This is a genomic window from Pseudomonas sp. C1C7, from assembly GCF_013359595.1.
Taxonomy (GTDB): Bacteria; Pseudomonadota; Gammaproteobacteria; order Pseudomonadales; family Pseudomonadaceae; genus Aquipseudomonas.
Genome location: NZ_JABFMP010000021.1, coordinates 85,935 through 106,550, shown reverse-complemented (window position 1 = coordinate 106,550; position 20,616 = coordinate 85,935). Strand labels below are relative to the sequence as shown.

Sequence of the window (20,616 nt, the reverse complement as noted above, 5' to 3'; positions counted from 1 at the left end):
GGACAGGGCCAGGCCGTTAACAATTGTAATGCGCAGTTACTTCAGAACAGCGAGTGCTGCTTCGTAGTTCGGTTCTTCAGCGATTTCCTTGACCAGTTCGCTGTGCAGCACGTTGTCGTTCTCGTCCAGAACTACCACGGCACGGGCGGTCAGGCCTTTGAGCGGGCCGTCGGCAATGGCCACGCCGTAGTTCTGGATGAACTCGGCACCGCGCAGGGTCGACAGGTTCTGCACGTTTTCCAGGCCTTCGGCGCCGCAGAAACGGGCCTGGGCGAATGGCAGATCGGCGGAAATGCACAGCACCACGGTGTTGGCGATGTCATTGGCCTGGGCGTTGAACTTGCGTACCGAAGTGGCGCAGGTCGGGGTGTCGACGCTTGGGAAGATGTTCAGCACTTTGCGCTTGCCGGCAAAGTCTTTCAGGGTGACGTCGGACAGATTGCCGGCAACCAGGGAAAAGGCTGGCGCCTTGGAACCGGCTTGTGGCAGCTGGCCGTTGACTTGAACCGGGTTGCCTTTGAGAGTCACTTGAGCCATGAACGGAGTCCTTCTGAACGTTGATGTAGAGAGTCGTGAAGAGGCGGAAGTTAACCACGAAATCGGCTGGCGACCTACCCCGGATACAAATCGTGATTTTTTCATACGTTGTACCACGGGGGAACGCGGTCAACTGTGGGAGCGGGCTTGCCCGCGAAGGCGTCAGATGGGTCGACATCAACGTTGAATGTGCCGGCCTCTTCGCGGGCAAGCCCGCTCCCACAGGAGCTCGATGTTCATACGTTTTCTGATCGACGAAAGAATCTGTGATTTGTGTGGCACCGCTGTCGATTGTGCAGATGCTCGTTCGACTATAAGTGAATCATCCAAATCCAGCGGAGACATCACCATGCGCTTCATGATCATTATCAAGGCCAGCCAGGATTCCGAAGCCGGCATCATGCCCAGCACCGAACTGCTCACTGCCATGGGCAACTACAACGAAGAACTGGCCAAGGCCGGCATCCTCCTGGCCGGCGAAGGCCTGCATCCGAGCAGCAAGGGCGCCCGCGTGCGCTTTTCCGGCGACAAACGCACGGTGATCGACGGCCCCTTCGCCGAAACCAAGGAACTGATCGCCGGTTTCTGGTTGTGGCAGGTCAAATCGAAGGAAGAAGCCATTGAATGGGTCAAACGCTGCCCTAACCCGATGCCCGGGACTGAGCCTGAGATCGAGATTCGCCAGGTGTTCGAGATGGAGGATTTTGGCGAAGAACTGACGCCGGAGTTGCGTGAGCAGGAAGAGCGGGCGTTCGGGCAAAGCCGTAATTGCTGAGCCCCCCCTACACCTGTAGGAGCCGAGCTTGCTCGCGATGGAGGCCAACGATAACGCGGGCTGTCTGAATGCCAGCGGTGCCTGGGCCTCCATCGCGAGCAAGCTCGGCTCCTACAGTGAACGCGTGATACCAAAACAAAGAATTAACCCCCTCCGACTGGCTACCCCTCCTTTAGCTGCTAGCTTCAAGAGACATGTCCTACAAGCCTCACGGGACTACGCAACCGCGGCCGTGCTCCGTTCGAAGAGGCGCCGCCCAAACGAGCCTCCACGCCGTTCGCGGGGCACACCACCACGTCTGGAAAGTGAGGCACTGGCCATGCACATAGCCATTCGTACCGCCGGTTTCGGCCTGATGACCATGTTCGTCAGTTGCGGCGTCGGCGCCCAGATCAGCCCACAGACAACCGGTTACACCACTCCAATCACCCGCGGAGCCGTTCATGATCAAGCCCTTCGTAGTACGCCCGATGCTGGCGCTGTGCCTGATCGCAAGCTGTCCATACACGCTGGCGGCTGAAGGCGGCGTCGGCCGGCCGATTACCGGGCAACAGGTCTTCTCCAATGCCGGCATCGTGCCACCCGAACCGGGATGGGTGATGTCCCTGAGCAGCATCTGGTACGACGGCGACCTCAAGGGCAGCACCCAGGTGCCCATTGGCGGTGCCGTGAGTACCGGGCTGGACATGAAGGTGTCCTACACCATCGCCAACTTCACCCATGTCTGGGACACCGGCAAAGGTCGCTGGAACTACGCCTCGGCCGTCGGCGTGCCGGTGCAATACACCGACGTCAGCGCCAGCATCACCGGCCCCCGTGGCCGCACGCTGGGCACCAGTGACAGCGGCACCCAGTTCGCCGACATGCTGGTCACGCCGATCGCCGCCGGTTACCACTTCGACGCGGTCAATCACATCTCCTTTTCCCTGCCGATCTACGTGCCGACCGGCGCCTACAACGTCGATCGCCTGGCCAATCCCGGGCAGAACACCTACACCTTCATGCCCACCGTGGCCTTCACCCACCTTGACGGCAAGGGTGGCGAATTCACCCTGTCCAGCGGACTTGAGTTCTACACCGAGAACGACGACACCGATTACCAGAATGGCGACATCTTCACCCTCGACGCGATCTGGACCCACGGTTTCGGCAATGGCTGGGCCGCCGGGATGGCGGCCGGCTACATCCAGCAGATCAGCGATGACACGGGCTCCGGCGCCCCCAGCAGTTTTCGCGGTCGCTCCGTGGGCGCCGGCCCGATCATTGGCTGGACCGGCAAGTTCGCCGACGCCCAGGCCAACCTCAGCCTGCGCTGGGTGCCGGAGTTCGACACCAAGAATCGCCCTGAAGGCAACGGCGTTGCGGTCAACATGACCCTGGCGTTTTTCTAGGCGCCGGCACAAGGCTGGATCCAGCGTGTTGCAGTAAATGGTAATCCTTCAGAAAAGTCCTATGCTTAATTTGCCCCCAATAGTGGGCCGTCAATGGATTGCATTACCGCGTAGTTCGAGGGCCTCACTATGCAAGAGTCAAAGAGGATATTTTCCGGCTCACATTTGCGTCCGCAGCGGCAGGCGCTTGCCCTGGAACCCAGGATTCTCTTCGACGGCGCCGCAGCCTCCGCGGCCGCTGACCAGCATCAGAACGATCCCGCCGGCAGCACCCCTGCCCCTGTCGAGCCCGCCGTCCCCCATGCGACGCCGACCGAAGGCCATGCACCCACCGAACAGGCGCCATCGGCGGCCCGCAGCCTGCTGGTGCTCGACAGCCGTATCGAGAACCGCGATCAACTGCTCGCGCAGTTGCCCGGCAATGTCACGGCCATCGTGGTCAACGCCGGTGAAGACGGCCTGGCAGCCATTTCCGCGGCGCTGGCGCAACTGGGCAAAGTGGATTCGATCCAGGTCATGTCCCACGGGGCCGCCGGGCAATTCACCCTCGGCAATCGCACCATTACGGCGGACAACATCGGCCAGCTCGGCCAGACTCTCGAACAGTGGCGCAACAGTCTGACCCAGGGCGCGGATATCCAGCTCTACGGTTGCGATGTAGGCGCAGGCGCCGCCGGCAAGACACTGGTGACCGAACTGGCGCGCTGGACCGGCGCCGATGTGGCGGCCTCCAGCAATGACACCGGCAACACCAAGGCTGGCGGCGACTGGACACTGGAAACCCGGGTCGGCGATATCGATAAAAGCATCGCCATCAGCAGCGCGGCCATGGCCAGTTTCGACGGGCTGCTTGCGGACGCGGCGCCCACCGTGAACTTGCCCGCCACTGGCAGCGACGTGCTGCTCGGTGATCGCTTCACCTTCACAGTCAACTTCAGCAATACCTCGACTCAGGCGGGCTTCGCGCCGTTCATCAACCTGGGGTTGCCCGCCACCGGCAAGGACGGCGACGACGGCGTGAGCTTCATCTCCGCCACTTATCTGGGCAATAACCTGATCAGCCACGTCGTCACCTTCGACGCCAATGGCAACGCCACTCACCCACTGGCCAAAGACGCCAACGGCAATTTCCTGATCATCAACGCAGCGACCTACGGCCTGCGTGCCGGCGACCGGCTGGTGGTGATTGAGTTGCCGTTCGCCAGCGTCACCAATCAGCAACCGGTCATCCCGGTGGTGGTCACCGCCAGCCTGAGCAATCTGGCCGACACCAGTTTTTCCGACGGCAGCCCCGACCTGACCATCCGCGCCAGCGGCGGCTTCCAGTTCGGCAACGATGCCCTGGACAACCCGACCAACGACCCCAGCCTGATCGAGGTCGGTTCGGCAGCGTTCGTGGTGCACCCCACGGTCATTACCGTCACTGAGACCCTGAACACCCCTGAAGGTGAAACCGCCACCGGTCCCAACTACGGGCGCACCCTCACCCTCTCCGCCACACCGGCACCGGGGCAGACGCTGACCAATGTGGTCGTGACCCAGCCATTGCCGGACAACATCCAGGTCACCGCGATCACACCCGGCGCCGGCGGTCGCTTGACCTCCATCACCCTGCACGATGGCACCGTGGTAACGAACCCGGCGCAAATCGCGGTGTTGATCGCCGCCGATAACGTGTTCATCAGTTCCTTCACCGTCGAATACGCCAGCCTCACCGGCAAGACCGATACCGTGGTGGCGTTCTACGTTCCCGAAGTCGATGCCAATGGCCTGCCGATCATCAATCCGACGACCGGCGACGCGGTAACCATCACCCTCGGCGCGCCGACGGCATCTGGCCAGTGGGTTCCGCTGGACCCGCGAGACCTCACGGCGCCCAACACAACCATCGATTTCAGCGGCACGGGAGTGAGTACGCAATTCATCGCCAAATCCATCACGCTGCTCAAGACCGCGACCCTGCAGACCGACATTGGCCATGCCGGCATCACCCCCGGCGATACCCTGCAATACAACCTGAACATTGCCATCTCCGACTACTTCGCCTTCGGCAAGGATTTCTTCAACGAAGGCCAGTTGTTCGTGCGCGACCAGCTCAGCGACGGCCAGACGCTGACCGGGACGCCAACCCTGACGGTCACCATCAACGGCGTGCCCCAGACCATTGCCCTGGTCACGACCGTGGTCACCAACGCCGACGGCAGCACGTCGATGGCGTTCGATATCGCCCAGTCGCTGCGCAATGCCTTTTCCAATATTCGTGGCTGGCTCAATGGCGACCTGGCGTTCGATGACACCGTCGAAGGCGCAGTGCTGGCGGTGCTCAGCTATTCGGCGATCGTCGGCCAGACCTACAAGCCGCCCTCGGGCAATCCGCATCCGGAAATCAACGAAGGCGACGAACTGGGCAACAGTGCCGTGGTCGACGGCACCTTGCTGCTGGATATTCTCAACCTCACGGGCGAGAGCGAAACCGATAACTCGGCCACCACCAGCGAGATCCCCACCAGCAACGTCGACATCAGCCTGGTCGAGGTCAACAACGGCACACCGCCAAGCAATGGTGAGTTGCGCCCCGGCGATGAAGTGACCTTCGAACTCAGCTACGACCTGGTCACCGGCGACTACGAACAGTTCAAGCTCACGGCCTACCTGCCACTGCCATTGTTCGATGTGACAGGCGTCACCTGGGGCTCGGGCAGCGATGTCGGGCAGTGGGAACTTGGCCCTGGAAACACCAATGCCGGCGCCGTGGTCAGCGTGACCAGCGCAGGCGGCAACTCGGTGGTGTTCGATTTCGGCAGCTTCGTCACGGCCGACACCACCGGCAGTCGCATCGTCATTCGTTTTACCCTCAGGGTCGGCGATCAACCCTTTGCCGATCAGCGTTCACTGGATGTGCTGGTCCAATCCAGCCAACAGACCACCCTCACCGACCGCACGCTGATTTCCTCCGACGTGGTCGCCATCGTTTCCGTGGCCGAGCCGGTGCTGAACATCAAGCACGGCGTGGTATCCGGCTCCAACGGCACGGTGAGCAACACCACCGGCAGCTGGAACCCGCCGGGCAGTACCGGCGTGCCGTTCAATGGCAGCGTGACCGACCTTGCGGCGGTGGACGGCAATATCGTCAATATCGACGGTGGTGACAGCCTTCGGCTGGTGACGGCCATCGAAAACAGCGGTGGCGGTGGCGCCTACGATGTCACCACCAGCATCACCCTGCCGACCGGCCTGAGTTTCGTCGGCGGCAGCCTGGCGGCGGCCAATCTGCAGATTTACCGGGGCGACGGCACGTTGCTGGTATTGGGCACCGACTACAGCGTGACCGGCAACCAGATCACCTTCCTCGATGCCGGCGGGCAAGCGACACTGCTCGCCGGACGCAGCGGCACGGTGGCGGACACCAGCGGCGCCAATCTGGTGGTGATCAGCTATGACGTGCTGGTCAGCAGCACCATCGAGGCCAGCCGCACCCTGCAATCCACCGCCACCCTGAGCAATTACGCCAGCGTCAACGGCGGCACCGACTTCACCCCGGTCGACCTCACTGATCTTGCCAATCAACAAGTCGCGGCCCCGGTGATCACCAAGGTCTTCGCCGATGGCACCCTGGACAACGGCGACTCCAGCGCCACCCACACCAACGGCAGTGATCTGGTGGTCGGCGAAAGCATGCGCTACGACATCGTGGTCACCCTGCCGGAAGGCACCACCCAGACCCTGCGCATCGACGACCTGATTCCCCCCGGCATGCGCCTGGACACCACGTTCAATGGCGGTCTCGGCTACCAGATCATCACCACCCGCGCCGGCAGCGGCGCACTGGGCGCCGACTTCGCCGGCAGTGTGGTCATCAGCGGTTTTACGGGCATTGGTGGAACCGTGGGAGGCGATGGCGTGGACGCGCGCTGGACCTTCAGCGTGTCCAGCGTCTCGGCGGACAACCAGACCGGCAACAACACCTTCGTGATTCGCCTGCAACTGGTGGCCAACAACGTCATCGGCAACCAGGCCAACATCTCCCTGCAGAACAACGCACAACTGGTGTTCAGCGATCCGGACAGCGACACCCCCAACGGCAACGTGGCGGTGGATCGCACCGTGGCGCTCAGCAGTGGCCAGCCCACGGTCACCGTGCGCGAGCCCACCTTGCAGGTGACCCAGGTCCTGACCTCCACCGCAGGCCTTGGCGGCTATGACGAAGGCGATACCGTCAGTTTCACCATCACCATCCGCAACGGTAATGCCAGCAGCGACTTCAATGCCTTCGACATCAGTTTTCTCGACAACCTGCCGACCCAGCTCAACGGCCTGACCCTGGTGGGTGTGCTCTATCAGAACGGCGCCACCAACAACGGCGGCGTGGATTTCGAACTGGTGGGCGGCCAGTTGCGCACCGTCAACGGGGCCAACATCGATATCGCCAAGGGCGGCAGCATCGTCCTGAGCATTACCGGCGTGGTGAATGCCACCGCGGCCTCGCAGTCCAACTTCGCCAACGTGGCGACCGTGCAATGGACCAGCCTGGATGGCCCGCAAGCCGGCGAGCGTACCGGCGTCGATGGTCAACTCAATGGCGGCACGCTCAACGATTACCGCAATTTCTCCACCCTGGTGATACCGGTTGCCCAGGCCATCCAGGTCTCCCGGGTCGGTGGCTTGCCGGATACCGCCGCCCCTGCCCCGACCACCGCGCCAACCGAACAGGTGACCGTCGGCGAAGTGATCCGCTATCGCGTGGTGGTACTGGTGCCGCAGGGTAACAACCCCAACTATCAGATCCAGATCACCCTGGCCAACGGGCTGGAGTTCATCTCTCCGGATGCGCTGGTCAATGCACTGCGCATCGCCTTCATCTCCAATGGCGGGTTGGTCAGCGACGCCAACCTGATCGTCGGCGGCACCCTGGACGTGGACGGCAACGAAAACAGCCCCCAAGCCTTGCCGATCACCCCCGATCTGTCGGGCCTGGCACCCCAGGGCATATTCGATCCGAGTCGCCTGACCATCGTGACCAACGCCGATGGCAGCCAGACCGTGACCTTCGACATGGGCAATGTGGTCAACGGCAATGGCACCGACGACGACCTAGAAGGCATTTCCCTCGAGTTCAACGTGCGCGTGACCAACGTGGCGACCAATATCAGCGGCGCACAGCTGGGTGTTTCGGCCCTGGAAATCGTCAACGGCGCAGGCCGTGCCCAAAGCACTACGATTTTCGAACGCATTGTCGAGCCGAGCTTCAGTGGCCTGGACAAGACCATCGTCGCCTTCGACCCCAACCCCGGCGGCACCACGGGCAACGCCACCGTGCAACTGAGCTTCACCCAGAACGGCGGCCTGCCGGCCTTCGATGCGCAAATCACTGACAGCTTCACGGGCGGCACCAACTACACGCTGGTCAGCGTCAGCATCAACGGCGTCACCTTCGGACCGGGCAACCTGCCAGCCGGTGTGAGTTTCAGCACCACCGGTGGCATCAGCGTCAATTTCGATCAACTGGACGTCGGCGCTCAGGTGCAGGTGCGCTATCAGGTCACCCTGCCCAACGCCTCGATCGTCGCCAGCAGCAACGCGACCCTGACCTGGAGCAGCCTGCCCGAAGACTTCACCAGCTGGGGCGGCAACAGTGTCGGCGTCGATGGCACGGTGGATGGCGAGCGTACCGGCAGCACCGTGGGGCCGAACCAGTACATCCTGCGCGACAACGCCGGGCTCGGCGTGATCACCGGCACCTTGTGGAATGACACCGCATCACCGACCGCCAGCGCCACGCCGGACGGTCCCGGCCTTGCCGGGCAAACCGTGACCCTGACCTGGGCCGGCGTCGACGGTTTGCTCAGCACCACGGCCGACAACCTGCAATTCACCACCGTCACCGACGCCAATGGCCAGTACCACTTCGGCGTGTTGCCTCTGGGTGTGTTCCGTATCGACGTGCCGGCCGGGCTGATCAGCTATCCGCAACCCTTGGGCGATCTGCGTGTGCGGGTCGACAGCGATGGCGGCACCCTCGGACAGGTCACCCTTACCCTGGGCGATGCCGACACTCAAGCGGCGAATGCCGGCTTCGTCGAACAGAACGATGCGCCGGTCAACACCCTCCCCGGCACCCAGAACGGCCAGGAAGACGTGGTGCTGAACATCAATGGCATCAGCGTCGCCGACATCGACGCCGACCGCGACCCGAACGTCAACGACCGCAACCTGACCGTCACCCTCTCCGTCACCAAAGGCACGCTGTTCCTCGGCGCGACCATCCCCGGCGTCACCGTCACCGGGGCCAACACCGCGACCCTGACCCTGAGCGGTACGCAGGCCAATCTCAACCTCGCACTGGCCAGCCTGCGCTACCTGGGCAACCAGGACTTCAACGGCACCGACACCCTCACGGTGGTCAGCAACGACCAGGGCAACTACGGCGATGCCAATGGCGATGGCATTCCGGGTACCGCCGCTGACGCCCTGACCGACACCGACACCCTGCAAATCATCCTGGCCCCGGTCAACGACGCGCCGGTCGCGGTCAATGACGTCGCCACCGCGCTCGAAGCCGGCGGCACCAACAACAGCACGATCGGGATCGATCCGCTTGGCAACGTGCTGACCAACGACACCGACGTCGACATCGCCACCAACGCCGACCGGCTGCACCTGGTATCGGTCGGCGGCACCCTCGTCCCGGCCTCTGGCGTGGTGGTGATCAACGGCCAGTTCGGCCAGTTGCTGGTGGGCAGCAACGGCTCTTACCAATACGTGGTCGACAACAACAATGCGACGGTGCAGGCCCTGCGCCTGTCGGGCCAGACCCTGATCGACAGTTTCAGTTACGTGGTCGGCGACCTGGCCGGCGCCACCTCCTCCGCAACGCTGACCGTCACCATCCAGGGCGCCAACGACACGCCCCAGGGCGTGGACGACAATGGGGTCGCGGTCGAAGCCGGCGGCGTGCTCAACGGCACACCGGGCAGCAACGCCAGCGGTAACGTGCTGACCAACGACACCGACGTCGACAGCGTCGCCAACGGTGAAACCAGAACCGTGACCGCCGTGCGCCCGGTGGCGGAAGCCGGGCAAGGCGCCTTCACCCCGGTTACCGGCGCTACCAGCGTCGTCGGTCTCTACGGCACCCTGACCATCAATCCCGACGGCACCTACACCTACGTCATCGATAACAACAACGTCACCGTGCAGCGCCTGAGCGCCGGGGACCAGTTGATCGAGTTCTTCAGCTATCGCCTCACCGACGCCGGTGGCCTGGATGACGTCGCGCAGTTGCGCATCGTGGTCCAGGGCGCCAACGACAACCCGGTGGCCAGCGACGACGCGGCCGAGGCGCAAGCCGCGCCTACCAACGGCACCGCCGCGGAAACCAACCCCACCGGTAACGTCATTCTGTTCCCGAGTCGACCCGGCACGATCGACCAGCCCGGCGGCAACGGCGTCGATCAGGACGTCGATGCCGCGGACCGCCCCAACAGCCAGTTGCTGGTCAATGGCGTGATCAACAAGAGCGAAGCCACCTACAACCCGGCGGTCGACATCCTCAGTGGCGTCGCGACAGGCACCACTTCGGCCAATGGCACAGTGGTGGTCGGCCTGTACGGCACCCTGACCATCGGTGCCGATGGTTCATTCATCTACGATGTCGACAGCACCAACGCCGACGTCCAGGCGCTGCAACAGGGGCAGACCCTGACCGAGTTCTTTACCTATCGGATCACGGATACCAAGGGACTGACCGACACTGCGCAACTGGTGATCACGGTCCACGGCGTCAACGATCCGCCCGTGGCACAGAACGTGGTGGCCATCGCCATCGAAAAAGGTGGCGTGGCCAACGGTACGGCGGGACGCGATCCGTCAGGCGACGCCACGGTCAACTCCACCGACCCGGACGGCGATCCGCTGACGGTGACCTTCATCCAGAGCGGTTCCGGCACACCGATCGCGGTCCTGGCCGGCGGCACGAGCATCGATGGCTTGTATGGTCGGCTGACGATCTTCCCCGACGGCAGCTACACCTACGTGGTCAATAACGCCAACGCCGACGTCGAAGCCCTGCGGGTGGGCAGCGATCTACTGCTGGAGCGTTTCACCTTCACCATCAGCGATGAAGTCGGTCCGACCCCGGAAACCGACACCGCGGAAATCGTCGTGTTGATCCTCGGCCAGAACGACAATCCGGTCGCCGGCGATGACACCGCCACGGCCATCGAAGCCGGCGGGCTGAACAACAATCAGCCCGGCGTCGACCCCACCGGCAATGTGTTGACCAACGACACGGATGTGGACGGTGGCGAGATACCGGCCGATCTGCCCGCCCATGACTACGGCGAAACCCGCGCCGTGGCCTCGGTGCGTACCGGCGTCGAAGGCAGTGCCGGGACGGCCGGCACCCTGGGCAGCGAATTGCGCGGCACCTATGGCTGGCTGACCCTCAATGCCGACGGCAGCTACAGCTATCGCCTGGACAACACGATGGCAGCGGTCCAGGCGTTGCGCGCCGGAAACACCCTGGCCGACGCGTTCAACTACACGGTGATCGACGCCGCCGGCGCCACCGACATTGCCACCTTGAACATCACCATCGAAGGCCGCAACGACACACCAGTCGCACAGAACGACGTCAATACGGCCGTCGAGGCCGGCGGTCTGAACAACGCCACACCGGGCGTCAACCCCAGCGGCAACGTGCTGGCCAACGACAGCGATGTCGACGGCAATGGCGAAGTCCTGAGCGTCATCAGGGTCAGCCAGGGTGCATCGGTGGGCGTCATCGGCAGCGGCTTTGCCGGTGCTTTCGGCACCCTGACCCTTGGCGCCGACGGCAACTACACCTACGTGGTCGATAACAACAACCTGCAGGTACAGTCCCTGCGCACCAATGCCGACACCCTGACGGAAACCTTCACCTACCAGATCCGCGACCTTGCCGGCGCCACCAGTACCGCGACCCTGACCATCACCATCCGTGGCGCCAACGACAACCCCGTGGCCGTCGACGACAGCACGGTCGCCATCGAAGCCGGCGGAACGTTCAACGGCACGCCGGGGCTCAACCCTTCCGGCAACGTGCTGACCAACGACACCGACGTCGATGCCAGCGACAGCAAGATCGTCACCGACATTCGCACCGGCACGGAAGCGGCGGGCGGCACCTTCAACACGGTCGGCGTCACGCAAACCCTCACCGGCCTGTACGGCACCCTGACCATCAATGCCAACGGCACTTACAGCTACGTGGTCAATAACACGCTGGCTGCGGTACAGGCCTTGAAGGTCGGCGACTCACTGGTGGAAACCTTCACCTACCGGATGCGTGACACCGTGGGCGCTACCGACGTTGCCCAGTTGAGCATTCGCATCGACGGCGCCTGGGATGCCCCCGTTGCAACCGACGATGTGGCCGTGGCGGTCGCCGACGACGGTTCCGGCAACGGCGTCAACCCGACCCGTAATGTGCTGCCCAACGACACCGATGTCGATCAGGGCGACAGCCTGCAGGTCACCGGTATCCGTTTCGGCACCGAAGCGGCAGGCGGTGCGCTCAGCGGGGTGACAGCGGGCACCGACAACACCAATGGCACGCTGATCAACGGCCAGTTCGGGCAATTGATCATCGGCGCCGACGGCAACTACACCTACAACCTGGACTCGAACAACCCGACAGTGCTGGCCCTGGGACCGCTCCAGTTTCTCAATGAACGCTTCACCTATCAGGTGACCGACCGTGGCGGGCAAAACGACCTGGCGCAAATCCACATCATCATCCGCGGCCGCAACACCGCGCCGATTCCCGCGACCGACACCGCCACTGCCGTCGAGGCCGGCGGGGTCAACAACAGCCAGCCAGGTATCGACCCGACGGGTAACGTGCTCGACAACGACCGCGACAACGAGAGCGACGCCCTGCACCTGATCGGCATCCACACCGGCACCGTGACGGACATCGGCACCGTCGGCACCCTGGGCACGGCACTGCGCGGGTTGTATGGCGACCTGTTGATCAATGCCGACGGCAGCTACACCTACACCCTCGATAACAACCTCGCCGTGGTGCAGGCCCTGCGCCAGAGCGGCCAGACCCTGAATGAAGTATTCACCTACACCGTGGTCGACATCTTCGGCGCCGCCAGCCAGGCGGAGCTGCGGATCACCATTGACGGTCGCAACGATACGCCGGTTGCCCAGGACGAAGCCTCCATCGCCGTTGAAGCCGGCGGCGTTGCCAACGGCACGCCGGGCAGAAACGGCACCGGCAATGTGCTGCTAAACGACACGGACGTCGACAGCGCGGCCAACGGCGAAACCAAACAGGTACTGGGGGTCACCAGCGAAACGGGCCAGGCCGGCACCGCCGGACAGGTCGTGACCGGGCGTTACGGCCAGTTGATCCTCAATGCCGACGGCAGCTACACCTACCTGATCGACAACAGCAACCCCACCGTCCAGGCCTTGCGCACGGCCGGTGACACCCTCAGCGAAACCTTCACCTACCGCATGGCCGACACCGCAGGTGCCACCTCCGATGCCCGTTTGACGGTAGTGATCCAGGGCGCCAACGATGCCCCGGTGGCGCAGAACGACAGCGTCACCGCCAGCGATCAGGTGCCCGCGCCGCAAGCCACCGGCAATGTGTTGCCCAACGATGGCGACGTGGATGCCAACGACCCGCTGCAAGTGGTGGCGGTGCGCACCGGTGCCGAAGCCGGTACCGGCACGGCTGGCGTCATCGGCCAGCCAATCATCGGGCTGTACGGCACCCTGGTGCTCAACGCCGATGGCAGCTTCACCTACACCATCGACCAGAGCAATCCGCAGGTACTGGCCGCTGCAGGTCTGGGCCTCGTGCTGCAGGATGTCTTCACCTACACCATCAATGACCTCAACGGCGCCAGCGACCAGGCCGAGCTGGTGATCAACCTGGATATCGCCACGCCGTTCATTCCCGCACCTGCCGAGGACCATTTCTTCTCCCGCGATCCAGACGGCCAGAACCGCAATCTGCTGTTGCCCGACCCGCAGCCGGCGATCTTCGTGACGCCGGTGGTCGAGCGCGCCGCGCGGGTCAACGAGTTGTCGACCTGGGGCGCCGATGGCAGCAATTTGCGCCTGGCGTCCGTGGGGGAATTGACCAGCGATTCACTGGGCAACGCCCTGGGCTTGGTGCCCGGGCAATTCGTCGCCGATGCGGTGCGCGATAGCCGGCGCGAAAGTGATCTGGACATGCTGTGGATTCTCGGCCGCCAGGGCCGTACCAGCCTGACCGCCGACGGTCTGTTGAGTGATCCGTCGCTGTTTGCCACCAGCGCGGCAGACATGACCCACGCTCCGGCCCAGCCTGAACCCAATCACGAACCACGTCCGGCACCTCGGGGTTTCAGTGCCCAGTTACGCAACGCCAACCAGCGCCTGCACCCGAACAGCCGTGGAAATTGATCTGACCGAACAGCCTGAGTACTCAATACACAAGGATTGAACATGCAGAAACATGCGACCAGGTTTATCAGTACAGCCCTCGCCTCCGCTGTTTTGCTCAGCGCCTGCTCGTCACTGGAGCCCAAACCCTCCACTGACGAGGAAAACCGACAGCGGATCCTCGCCGACCAGTCGCGCATGTATTCCGAGCAGGAACCGGTCACCACGCCGCTGACCTTTTATGACGCCGCCGCCCGGGCGTTGAAATACAACCTCGACTACCGCCTAAAACTCATGGAAAGCGCGCTGGCGTCGGACCTGCGCGATGTGTCCAGCCATGAAATGCTGCCGCGGCTGGTGGCATCGGCCGGTTATGCCGGGCGAAACAACGATTCCGGTGGTACCTCCATTGGCATCGAGGACCGCCAGGTCAGCTTGCGTCCGTCGACCTCCGAAGAGCGCTATCGCCAACTCTATGGACTGGGCTTGAGCTGGAGCCTGCTGGACTTTGGCGTGGCCTATTACCGCACCCAGCAGAAATCCGACCAGATCCTGATGGCCGAGGAACGCCGCCGCAAAGTCGCGCAGAACGTCCTGCAGGATGTGCGCAACGCCTATTGGCGTGCCCTTGGCGCACAGCGACTGATGCCGGAAGTCGACAAGCTGCTGATGCGCACCCACACCGCCCTGACCTCGGCGCGGGAAGCCGAGCAACGCGGTCTGCTGCCCCGCCAGGAAATCCTCGCCTACCAGCGGGCGCTGCTGGACTCCATCTACCTGCTGACCGTGCGTCGCCAGGACCTGGAATTCGCCCAGGCCGAACTTGCGGCGCTGATGTCGCTGCCGCCGGGCTCGAAGATGGTCCTCGCCGACACCGCCGACCCACCGCTGCCGGAAGTACGCCAGAGCATGGCCCAGCTTGAACAGCTGTCCCTGGAGCACCGTCCGGAAATCATGGAAGAGTGGTACCGCAAGCGGGTCAATCAGAAGGACCTGGACATCGCCAAGGCGCAACTGTGGCCCAACGTCAGCGTGGACTTCGGCTATCGCTACGACTCCAACAAATACCTCTACAACAGCGACTGGATGAACACCGGGGTACAGGTGTCGATGAACCTGCTGCGCCTGCTGCAATTGCCGTCACTCAATGCGGCGCAACAGTCCCAGAGCGAGACCGACGATACCCGACGGGTGGCATTGTCCATGGCGATCCTAACCCAGGTACGGGTCGGCACCCTGCGTTACCAACTGGCGCGTCAGGAAGTGGAATTCACCGAGGAAAGCCTGCGCGTGGATCGCAGCCTGCTCGATTACGCCCAGGCCGCGAAAACCGGCGCTCTGGGCTCGGAGCTGGAGGTGATTCGCTCCGAAGGTCGCTACCTGCTCTCGCGTTATCAGCGCGAAGCGGCGTTCTCCAGTGCCCAGGCCGCCTGGGGGCGGTTGTACAACTCCATAGGGCTGGATGTGCTGCCGGATCAAATCGAGAAACACGACATCAAGACCCTGTCCCGGGAAATCCAGCGCACATTGAATGAACAGGAACAACAGCGCCTGCTCATCACTCAGCAAGGAACGCCGAATGCGCAAAACCGCCCTTGAAGTCCTGACCGGTACCCTGTTGTTTAACTGTCTGATCCTGCCTGTCCAGGCCGAAGACACGCCGTCGCTTGAAAGCGCCAGTGCCATCCGGGTGTTGCTGGCCGCGGAACTTGAAACCACCCTGTCGAGCCAGATGAGCGGCACCCTCGGGGAGCTCAAGACCGGGTTCGGCGAACAGGTGAAAAAATCCGAGGTGCTGGCCCGTTTCAACTGCAATGAAGCCGATGCCCGCAGCAAGGTGGCGGCCGCTGAACTGACCATGGCCAAACAGAACCTGGAGGCGAAGAAACAGCTGCGCCAGCTCAATGCAGTGGGCGATATCGAAGTGTCCATGGCCAACACCGAAGTACAGAAAGCCGACGGCGCCCGGGCCATGGGGCTGGCCCAGAGCGGTTACTGCCAGGTGCTGGCGCCGTTTTCCGGGCGCATTGCCAAGGTCTACGTCAAACCGTTTCAGACCGTCACGGCCGGTACGCCACTGTTCGACCTGGTCAGCGACGGCGCCTTGAAGGTGCGCTTGAACGTGCCGTCCAACCTTTTGAAAACCCTCAAGCCCGGCCTGCCGTTGCAGGTCAGTATCCACGAGACCGGCAAGGCGTATCCGGCGCATGTCAGCGCGATCAATTCGCGGGTCGACGCGGTGGCGCAAACCGTCGAGCTGGAAGCGCGACTCGACGACAGATACCCGGACCTGATGGCCGGCATGAGCGGCACGGCGCGCTTCACTCAGGACACGGTCCAGCAGAACAGTACCCAACCATGACCATGAACGAGCCGCTGCCCCACCCTCACCTGCTGCTCGAGCTCGACGCCTTGCGGGACAAGGCGATGGCCGCCGACTCGCTCAATGCCCTGAGCTTCAGCATGGCCAACGATCTGTATCCGCTGCTGTCGTTTCATCAGGCCCTGGTGTTTTCCCGGCGCGAGTCGTCGCTGGAACTGCTGAACGTCTCCGGCCTGTCGCGCCCCAGTGAAGACTCGCCCTATCTGGTGTGGCTGCAACGTGCCTCGCGTTGGGTGGCCAGCCAGGTACCGGAGGGCGAACCGGTCTGGCTGACTCAAGACAGCACGCCCCCGCCGGCCGACATCGCCGAAGGCTGGGGCGAATGGTGGCCATCGGGCTTGTGGTGCATTCCGATTACGGACCGTGAGGGGCAGCATCTGGGCCTGCTGATCCTACTGCTGGATCAGGAACCGCCAGCCGTTTTGTGGCAGCACCTCAAGGGCCTGGTCAACACCTGGGGTTATTGCTGGGCGGCGCTGACCCGCCGTCGCCGCCTGAGGCGCTGGCATCCCAACCGCAAACAAACACTGCTGGGGCTGTTGGTACTCGGCGCTCTGCTGTTGCTGCCGGTGCGGCAAACCGCCCTGGCGCCCACGGAAATCGTCTCGCGCCAGGCGCAGATCATCAGTTCGCCCATCGACGGCGTGATCGAGCAGATCAAGGTCCGCCCCAACCAACCGGTGGAAGCCGGCACGCCGCTGTTCTCCCTGGACGAAACCACCCTGCGCAGCCGCGCCGAAGTCTTGGGCAAGGAAGTGGCGGTGGCCGATGCCGAGTTGCTGTCCGCCAGCCAGCGGGCGTTCGACAACCCGCAAAGCAAAAACGAACTGACTTTGCTTGAAGGTCGCGCGCAGCAACGCCGGGCGGAACTGGCCGCGGTTCAGGCCCAGCTCAAGCGCACCCAGGTGCTGTCGCCCCGAGGTGGCGTGGCGGTGTTCAGCGATCCCAACGATTGGCTGGGCAAACCGGTGGTGACCGGCGAGCGGATCATGCAGGTGGCCGATCCCACCCAGCCGGCCATGCAGATCCAGCTCGCGGTGGCCGATGCCATCGCCCTGGAGCCCGGCGCCGAGGTCACCCTGTTCCTCACCGCCTACCCGTTGACGCCGCTCAAGGGCAAGATCCTCGAAACCAGCTATCAGGCCCGCCCCAGCGACGAGGGCGTGGTCGCCTATCGATTGCTGGCAAGTATCGAGGGTACGCCGGAGCATGCGCGCCTGGGCCTGCACGGCACCGCCAAGCTGTATGGCGGCCGGGTGATGCTCGGTTATTACCTGCTGCGCCGACCGCTGGCGACGCTGCGGGCATGGAGCGGACTGTAAATGCTCGACCCTGCCGACCTGCCCCTGCCGCCCTTGCGTGAAGACCTGCGCCTGAGCGAAGCCGCCCACGGCAGCAGCGGCGAACCGGCGTGGGTGATTCAGGACACGGTCATCAATCGTTTCTACCGCATCGGCTGGCTGGAATTCGAGTGCCTGCTGCGTTGGGGCCAGACGCCACGCCAGATCAGCCAGCAGATTGGCGAACGCACCGCGCTCAAGCCGGACGTCGAGCAGATCCTCGACTTCCGCCAGTTCCTCGAACAACACCAGTTGCTGCGGGCAGGCCCTGCCGCACTGGCGCGGCTTCAGGCCAAGGGCGAGGAAGGCAGCTGGTTGAGCTGGCGCTGGTGGTTGCACCATTACCTGTTTTTCCGCATCCCGCTGCTGCGTCCGCAGCAACCGCTCAAACACCTGGCCAAGGCACTGGGTTGGCTGTTTCACCCGCTCACCGGGCTCTTGGTGTTTTGCCTGAGTCTGCTGGGCGTGATCCTGGTCCTGCAGCAGTGGGACACCTTCACCCACGCCGTGGTCGAATCGTTTTCCACCGAAGGCCTGTTCAGCTTTGCCCTGGCGCTGATCGTTGCCAAGACCCTGCATGAGCTGGGGCATGCCCTGGTGGCGACGCGCCTGGGACTACGGGTCGGGCACATGGGCATCGCGTTCGTGGTGCTGTGGCCGATGCTCTACACCGATACCGGCGAAAGCTGGAAGCTCAGCCGCTCACGGCAACGCCTGGCGATCGCCTCGGCGGGGATCGTCACCGAACTGTCGTTGGCCGGGCTCTCGACCCTGGGTTGGGCGCTGTGTGATCCGGGGGCTTTGCGCAACGCCCTGCTGTATCTGGCGACCACCAGCTGGCTGCTGTCATTGGCGCTCAACGCCAGCCCGTTCATGCGTTTCGACGGTTACTTCATCCTCTCCGACCTGCTGGACTTTCCCAATCTGCACGAGCGCGCATCGGCGCTGGCCAGGGTCACCCTGCGGCGTACCCTGCTGGGTTTGCGGGAGGATTGGCCGGAGTCGTTTCCCACCGGGCAACGGCGCCTGCTGGTGACGTTCGCGATCATCACCTGGCTGTATCGGCTGGTGCTGTTTCTGGGGATCGCGCTGGCGGTCTACCTGTTCTTCTTCAAGCTGTTGGGGATCATCCTGTTCATGGTCGAACTGTCCTGGTTTATCGCCATGCCGGTGGTGCGAGAACTCAATCACTGGTGGCAACACCGCGCCGGCGTACCTCGCCTGCGCAAAGTGCTGTTTTATGCGGTGCTGGCCATGATCCTGGCCGGGTTGGCCATCCCCTGGCACAGCCAGATCGATGCGGTCGGTGTGGCCCGCGCCGAACATCAGCTGCGGGTCTACGCGCCCTACCCGGCCCGCCTGCAATCGATTCGCGCCGGGGGCTTGGTGGCGGCCGGGGAAACCCTGATCGTGCTCGATGAACCGGACATCGCCTCGCGCCTGCAAAGCAGCGAAGCCAATGCCCGCAGCTACGAAGCGCGGCTGTCCGGTCTGCTGGCCGACCCGGGAGGCCTTGCCGAAGACGCCGTGACCCGCCAGCGCCTGAACGTGCAATTCGAAGAAGCCCGCGCCGCACGCTCGGAGATCGCCCGGCTCAATCTGCAAACGCCTTTTGCCGGGATCTGGATGGATGTCGACCCTGACTGGAAACCCGGTCAGTGGATTGGCCGTCAGGAACCCTTGGGCATGCTGATCGACCCACGTAGCTGGCAGGTGGATGCCTATGTCGCCCAGGATCAGGTGCATCGCATGGCCATCGGCGATCACGTGCGCTTCTACCCCGACGGCCAGACCACCCCGCTTGGCGGTCGCGTCCTGCAGATCGGCAGCACCCGCGCCAGCCAGCTCTCGCACCGCATGCTGTCTTCGCGTTTCGGCGGCCCGGTGACGACCACTCCCGCCGAGCATTCGTTGATACCGAGTGCGGCGCTGTTTCAGGTGCTGATCCAGCTGGACGAGCCGCTGCCAAGCCTGCGTGAAACCCGAGGCCACCTGAAAATCGAAGGGGAACGGCGCAGCCTGCTGGCCGATGGTGCGACGCACGTGATGGCGGTGTTCATGCGCGAAAGCGGCTTTTGAATAACTCACAATGGATCTGCATACACCCGCAATCCCGTGTAGGAGCTGCCGAAGGCTGCGATCTTTTGATCTTGCTTTTAAAAAACAAGATCAAAAGATCGCAGCCTCGTTTCACTCGACAGCTCCTACAGGCGTGGCGGGCAATGCAATTACTTTTAACCCTTGGCCTGATTCACCGCCTCTTGGTGATCCAGCGCCCGCTCCACCAGCAAATGCACCCCGTCAGCCATCCGGCTAAGCGCTAACGCCACAGACCGGCGCGAACCCTCCACATCGTCCGCCAGATCCGCCGCAATGGCGCTGATGGACAGCAGGTCTTCGGAAGCATTGGCCAACAGGGCTTCGGTATCGATACCGGGAGAGACGGTGAAGAGCTGGAATTTTCGGCGCTTGCCTGATTTATCAGGTGCGGGCTGGAAGTAGTGAGAGAAAGCGCGATCGGCGGCTTCCTTGAGTTTCTCGTCTTCGTGGGAAGCTTGGGAATCTGTATCTGGGGGATTGGGGGTAACTTTGAACATGGTCATACCTACATTTAGTGACTTTTAGCTACTCCATCCGAATTCCAGGCGAATGGGTGGCAGCCGTACGCAGGCTGGAAATCCGGGTAAATGAGGCAAAAATCCCGGCAGACCCGAAGGTCTCCCGCGCACAGCCGCCATAACAGCATGCACACAATGAAGGTGCGCA

At 63.3% G+C, this 20,616-nt stretch carries 9 protein-coding genes; 7 read left to right on the top strand and 2 right to left on the bottom strand.

What is annotated here, in order from left to right; genetic code table 11:
• Nucleotides 1-36 precede the first annotated feature (36 nt).
• A complete protein-coding gene (gene tpx, locus HNO86_RS18175) occupies nucleotides 37-537 on the bottom strand; it encodes a thiol peroxidase (protein ID WP_175378313.1) in 501 nt (166 codons plus the stop codon).
• A gap of 349 nt (nucleotides 538-886) precedes the next feature.
• Between tpx and HNO86_RS18170 the strand changes: the two genes are divergently transcribed.
• The 7 genes from HNO86_RS18170 to HNO86_RS18140 all read left to right on the top strand — a co-directional run bounded on the left by HNO86_RS18170 (nucleotide 887) and on the right by HNO86_RS18140 (nucleotide 19,929).
• On the top strand, nucleotides 887-1,312 hold the full coding sequence (locus HNO86_RS18170; RefSeq protein WP_175378312.1) for a YciI family protein: 426 nt from the start codon (nucleotides 887-889) through the stop codon (nucleotides 1,310-1,312).
• Nucleotides 1,313-1,755: 443 nt separating this feature from the next.
• A complete protein-coding gene (locus tag HNO86_RS18165) occupies nucleotides 1,756-2,703 on the top strand; it encodes a transporter (RefSeq protein ID WP_175378311.1) in 948 nt (315 codons plus the stop codon).
• Between the two features lie 129 nt (nucleotides 2,704-2,832).
• Nucleotides 2,833-14,148, top strand: a complete 11,316-nt coding sequence (locus tag HNO86_RS18160) for a VCBS domain-containing protein (protein WP_175378310.1) — start codon at nucleotides 2,833-2,835, stop codon at nucleotides 14,146-14,148.
• 42 nt (nucleotides 14,149-14,190) lie between these two features.
• Entirely contained in the window at nucleotides 14,191-15,726 is a 1,536-nt protein-coding gene (locus HNO86_RS18155) for a TolC family protein (protein ID WP_175378309.1), read from the top strand.
• Entirely contained in the window at nucleotides 15,707-16,489 is a 783-nt protein-coding gene (locus HNO86_RS18150; protein WP_175378308.1) for an efflux RND transporter periplasmic adaptor subunit, read from the top strand. The genes HNO86_RS18155 and HNO86_RS18150 overlap by 20 nt, the downstream gene beginning before the upstream one ends.
• Complete coding sequence (locus tag HNO86_RS18145; protein WP_175378307.1) at nucleotides 16,486-17,832, top strand: efflux RND transporter periplasmic adaptor subunit; 1,347 nt, start codon at nucleotides 16,486-16,488, stop codon at nucleotides 17,830-17,832. The genes HNO86_RS18150 and HNO86_RS18145 overlap by 4 nt, the downstream gene beginning before the upstream one ends.
• On the top strand, nucleotides 17,833-19,929 hold the full coding sequence (locus HNO86_RS18140; RefSeq protein WP_175378306.1) for an HlyD family efflux transporter periplasmic adaptor subunit: 2,097 nt from the start codon (nucleotides 17,833-17,835) through the stop codon (nucleotides 19,927-19,929). It abuts the gene before it with no gap.
• Nucleotides 19,930-20,084: 155 nt separating this feature from the next.
• On the opposite strand, the gene HNO86_RS18135 is transcribed toward HNO86_RS18140, so the two are convergent.
• Nucleotides 20,085-20,447 (bottom strand): DUF6124 family protein, encoded by a 363-nt coding sequence (locus tag HNO86_RS18135; protein WP_175378305.1) that lies wholly within the window; start codon nucleotides 20,445-20,447, stop codon nucleotides 20,085-20,087.
• Nucleotides 20,448-20,616: the final 169 nt, after the last annotated feature.

Excerpts from the sequence above, each read along its gene's own strand:
- HNO86_RS18135 (WP_175378305.1), bottom strand. The coding sequence starts at position 20,447 with ATGTTCAAAGTTACCCCCAATCCCCCAGATACAGATTCCCAAGCTTCC.
- HNO86_RS18170 (WP_175378312.1), top strand. The coding sequence starts at position 887 with ATGCGCTTCATGATCATTATCAAGGCCAGCCAGGATTCCGAAGCCGGC.
- HNO86_RS18145 (WP_175378307.1), top strand. The coding sequence starts at position 16,486 with ATGACCATGAACGAGCCGCTGCCCCACCCTCACCTGCTGCTCGAGCTC.
- HNO86_RS18165 (WP_175378311.1), top strand. The coding sequence starts at position 1,756 with ATGATCAAGCCCTTCGTAGTACGCCCGATGCTGGCGCTGTGCCTGATC.
- HNO86_RS18160 (WP_175378310.1), top strand. The coding sequence starts at position 2,833 with ATGCAAGAGTCAAAGAGGATATTTTCCGGCTCACATTTGCGTCCGCAG.
- HNO86_RS18155 (WP_175378309.1), top strand. The coding sequence starts at position 14,191 with ATGCAGAAACATGCGACCAGGTTTATCAGTACAGCCCTCGCCTCCGCT.
- HNO86_RS18140 (WP_175378306.1), top strand. The coding sequence starts at position 17,833 with ATGCTCGACCCTGCCGACCTGCCCCTGCCGCCCTTGCGTGAAGACCTG.
- HNO86_RS18150 (WP_175378308.1), top strand. The coding sequence starts at position 15,707 with ATGCGCAAAACCGCCCTTGAAGTCCTGACCGGTACCCTGTTGTTTAAC.
- tpx (WP_175378313.1), bottom strand. The coding sequence starts at position 537 with ATGGCTCAAGTGACTCTCAAAGGCAACCCGGTTCAAGTCAACGGCCAG.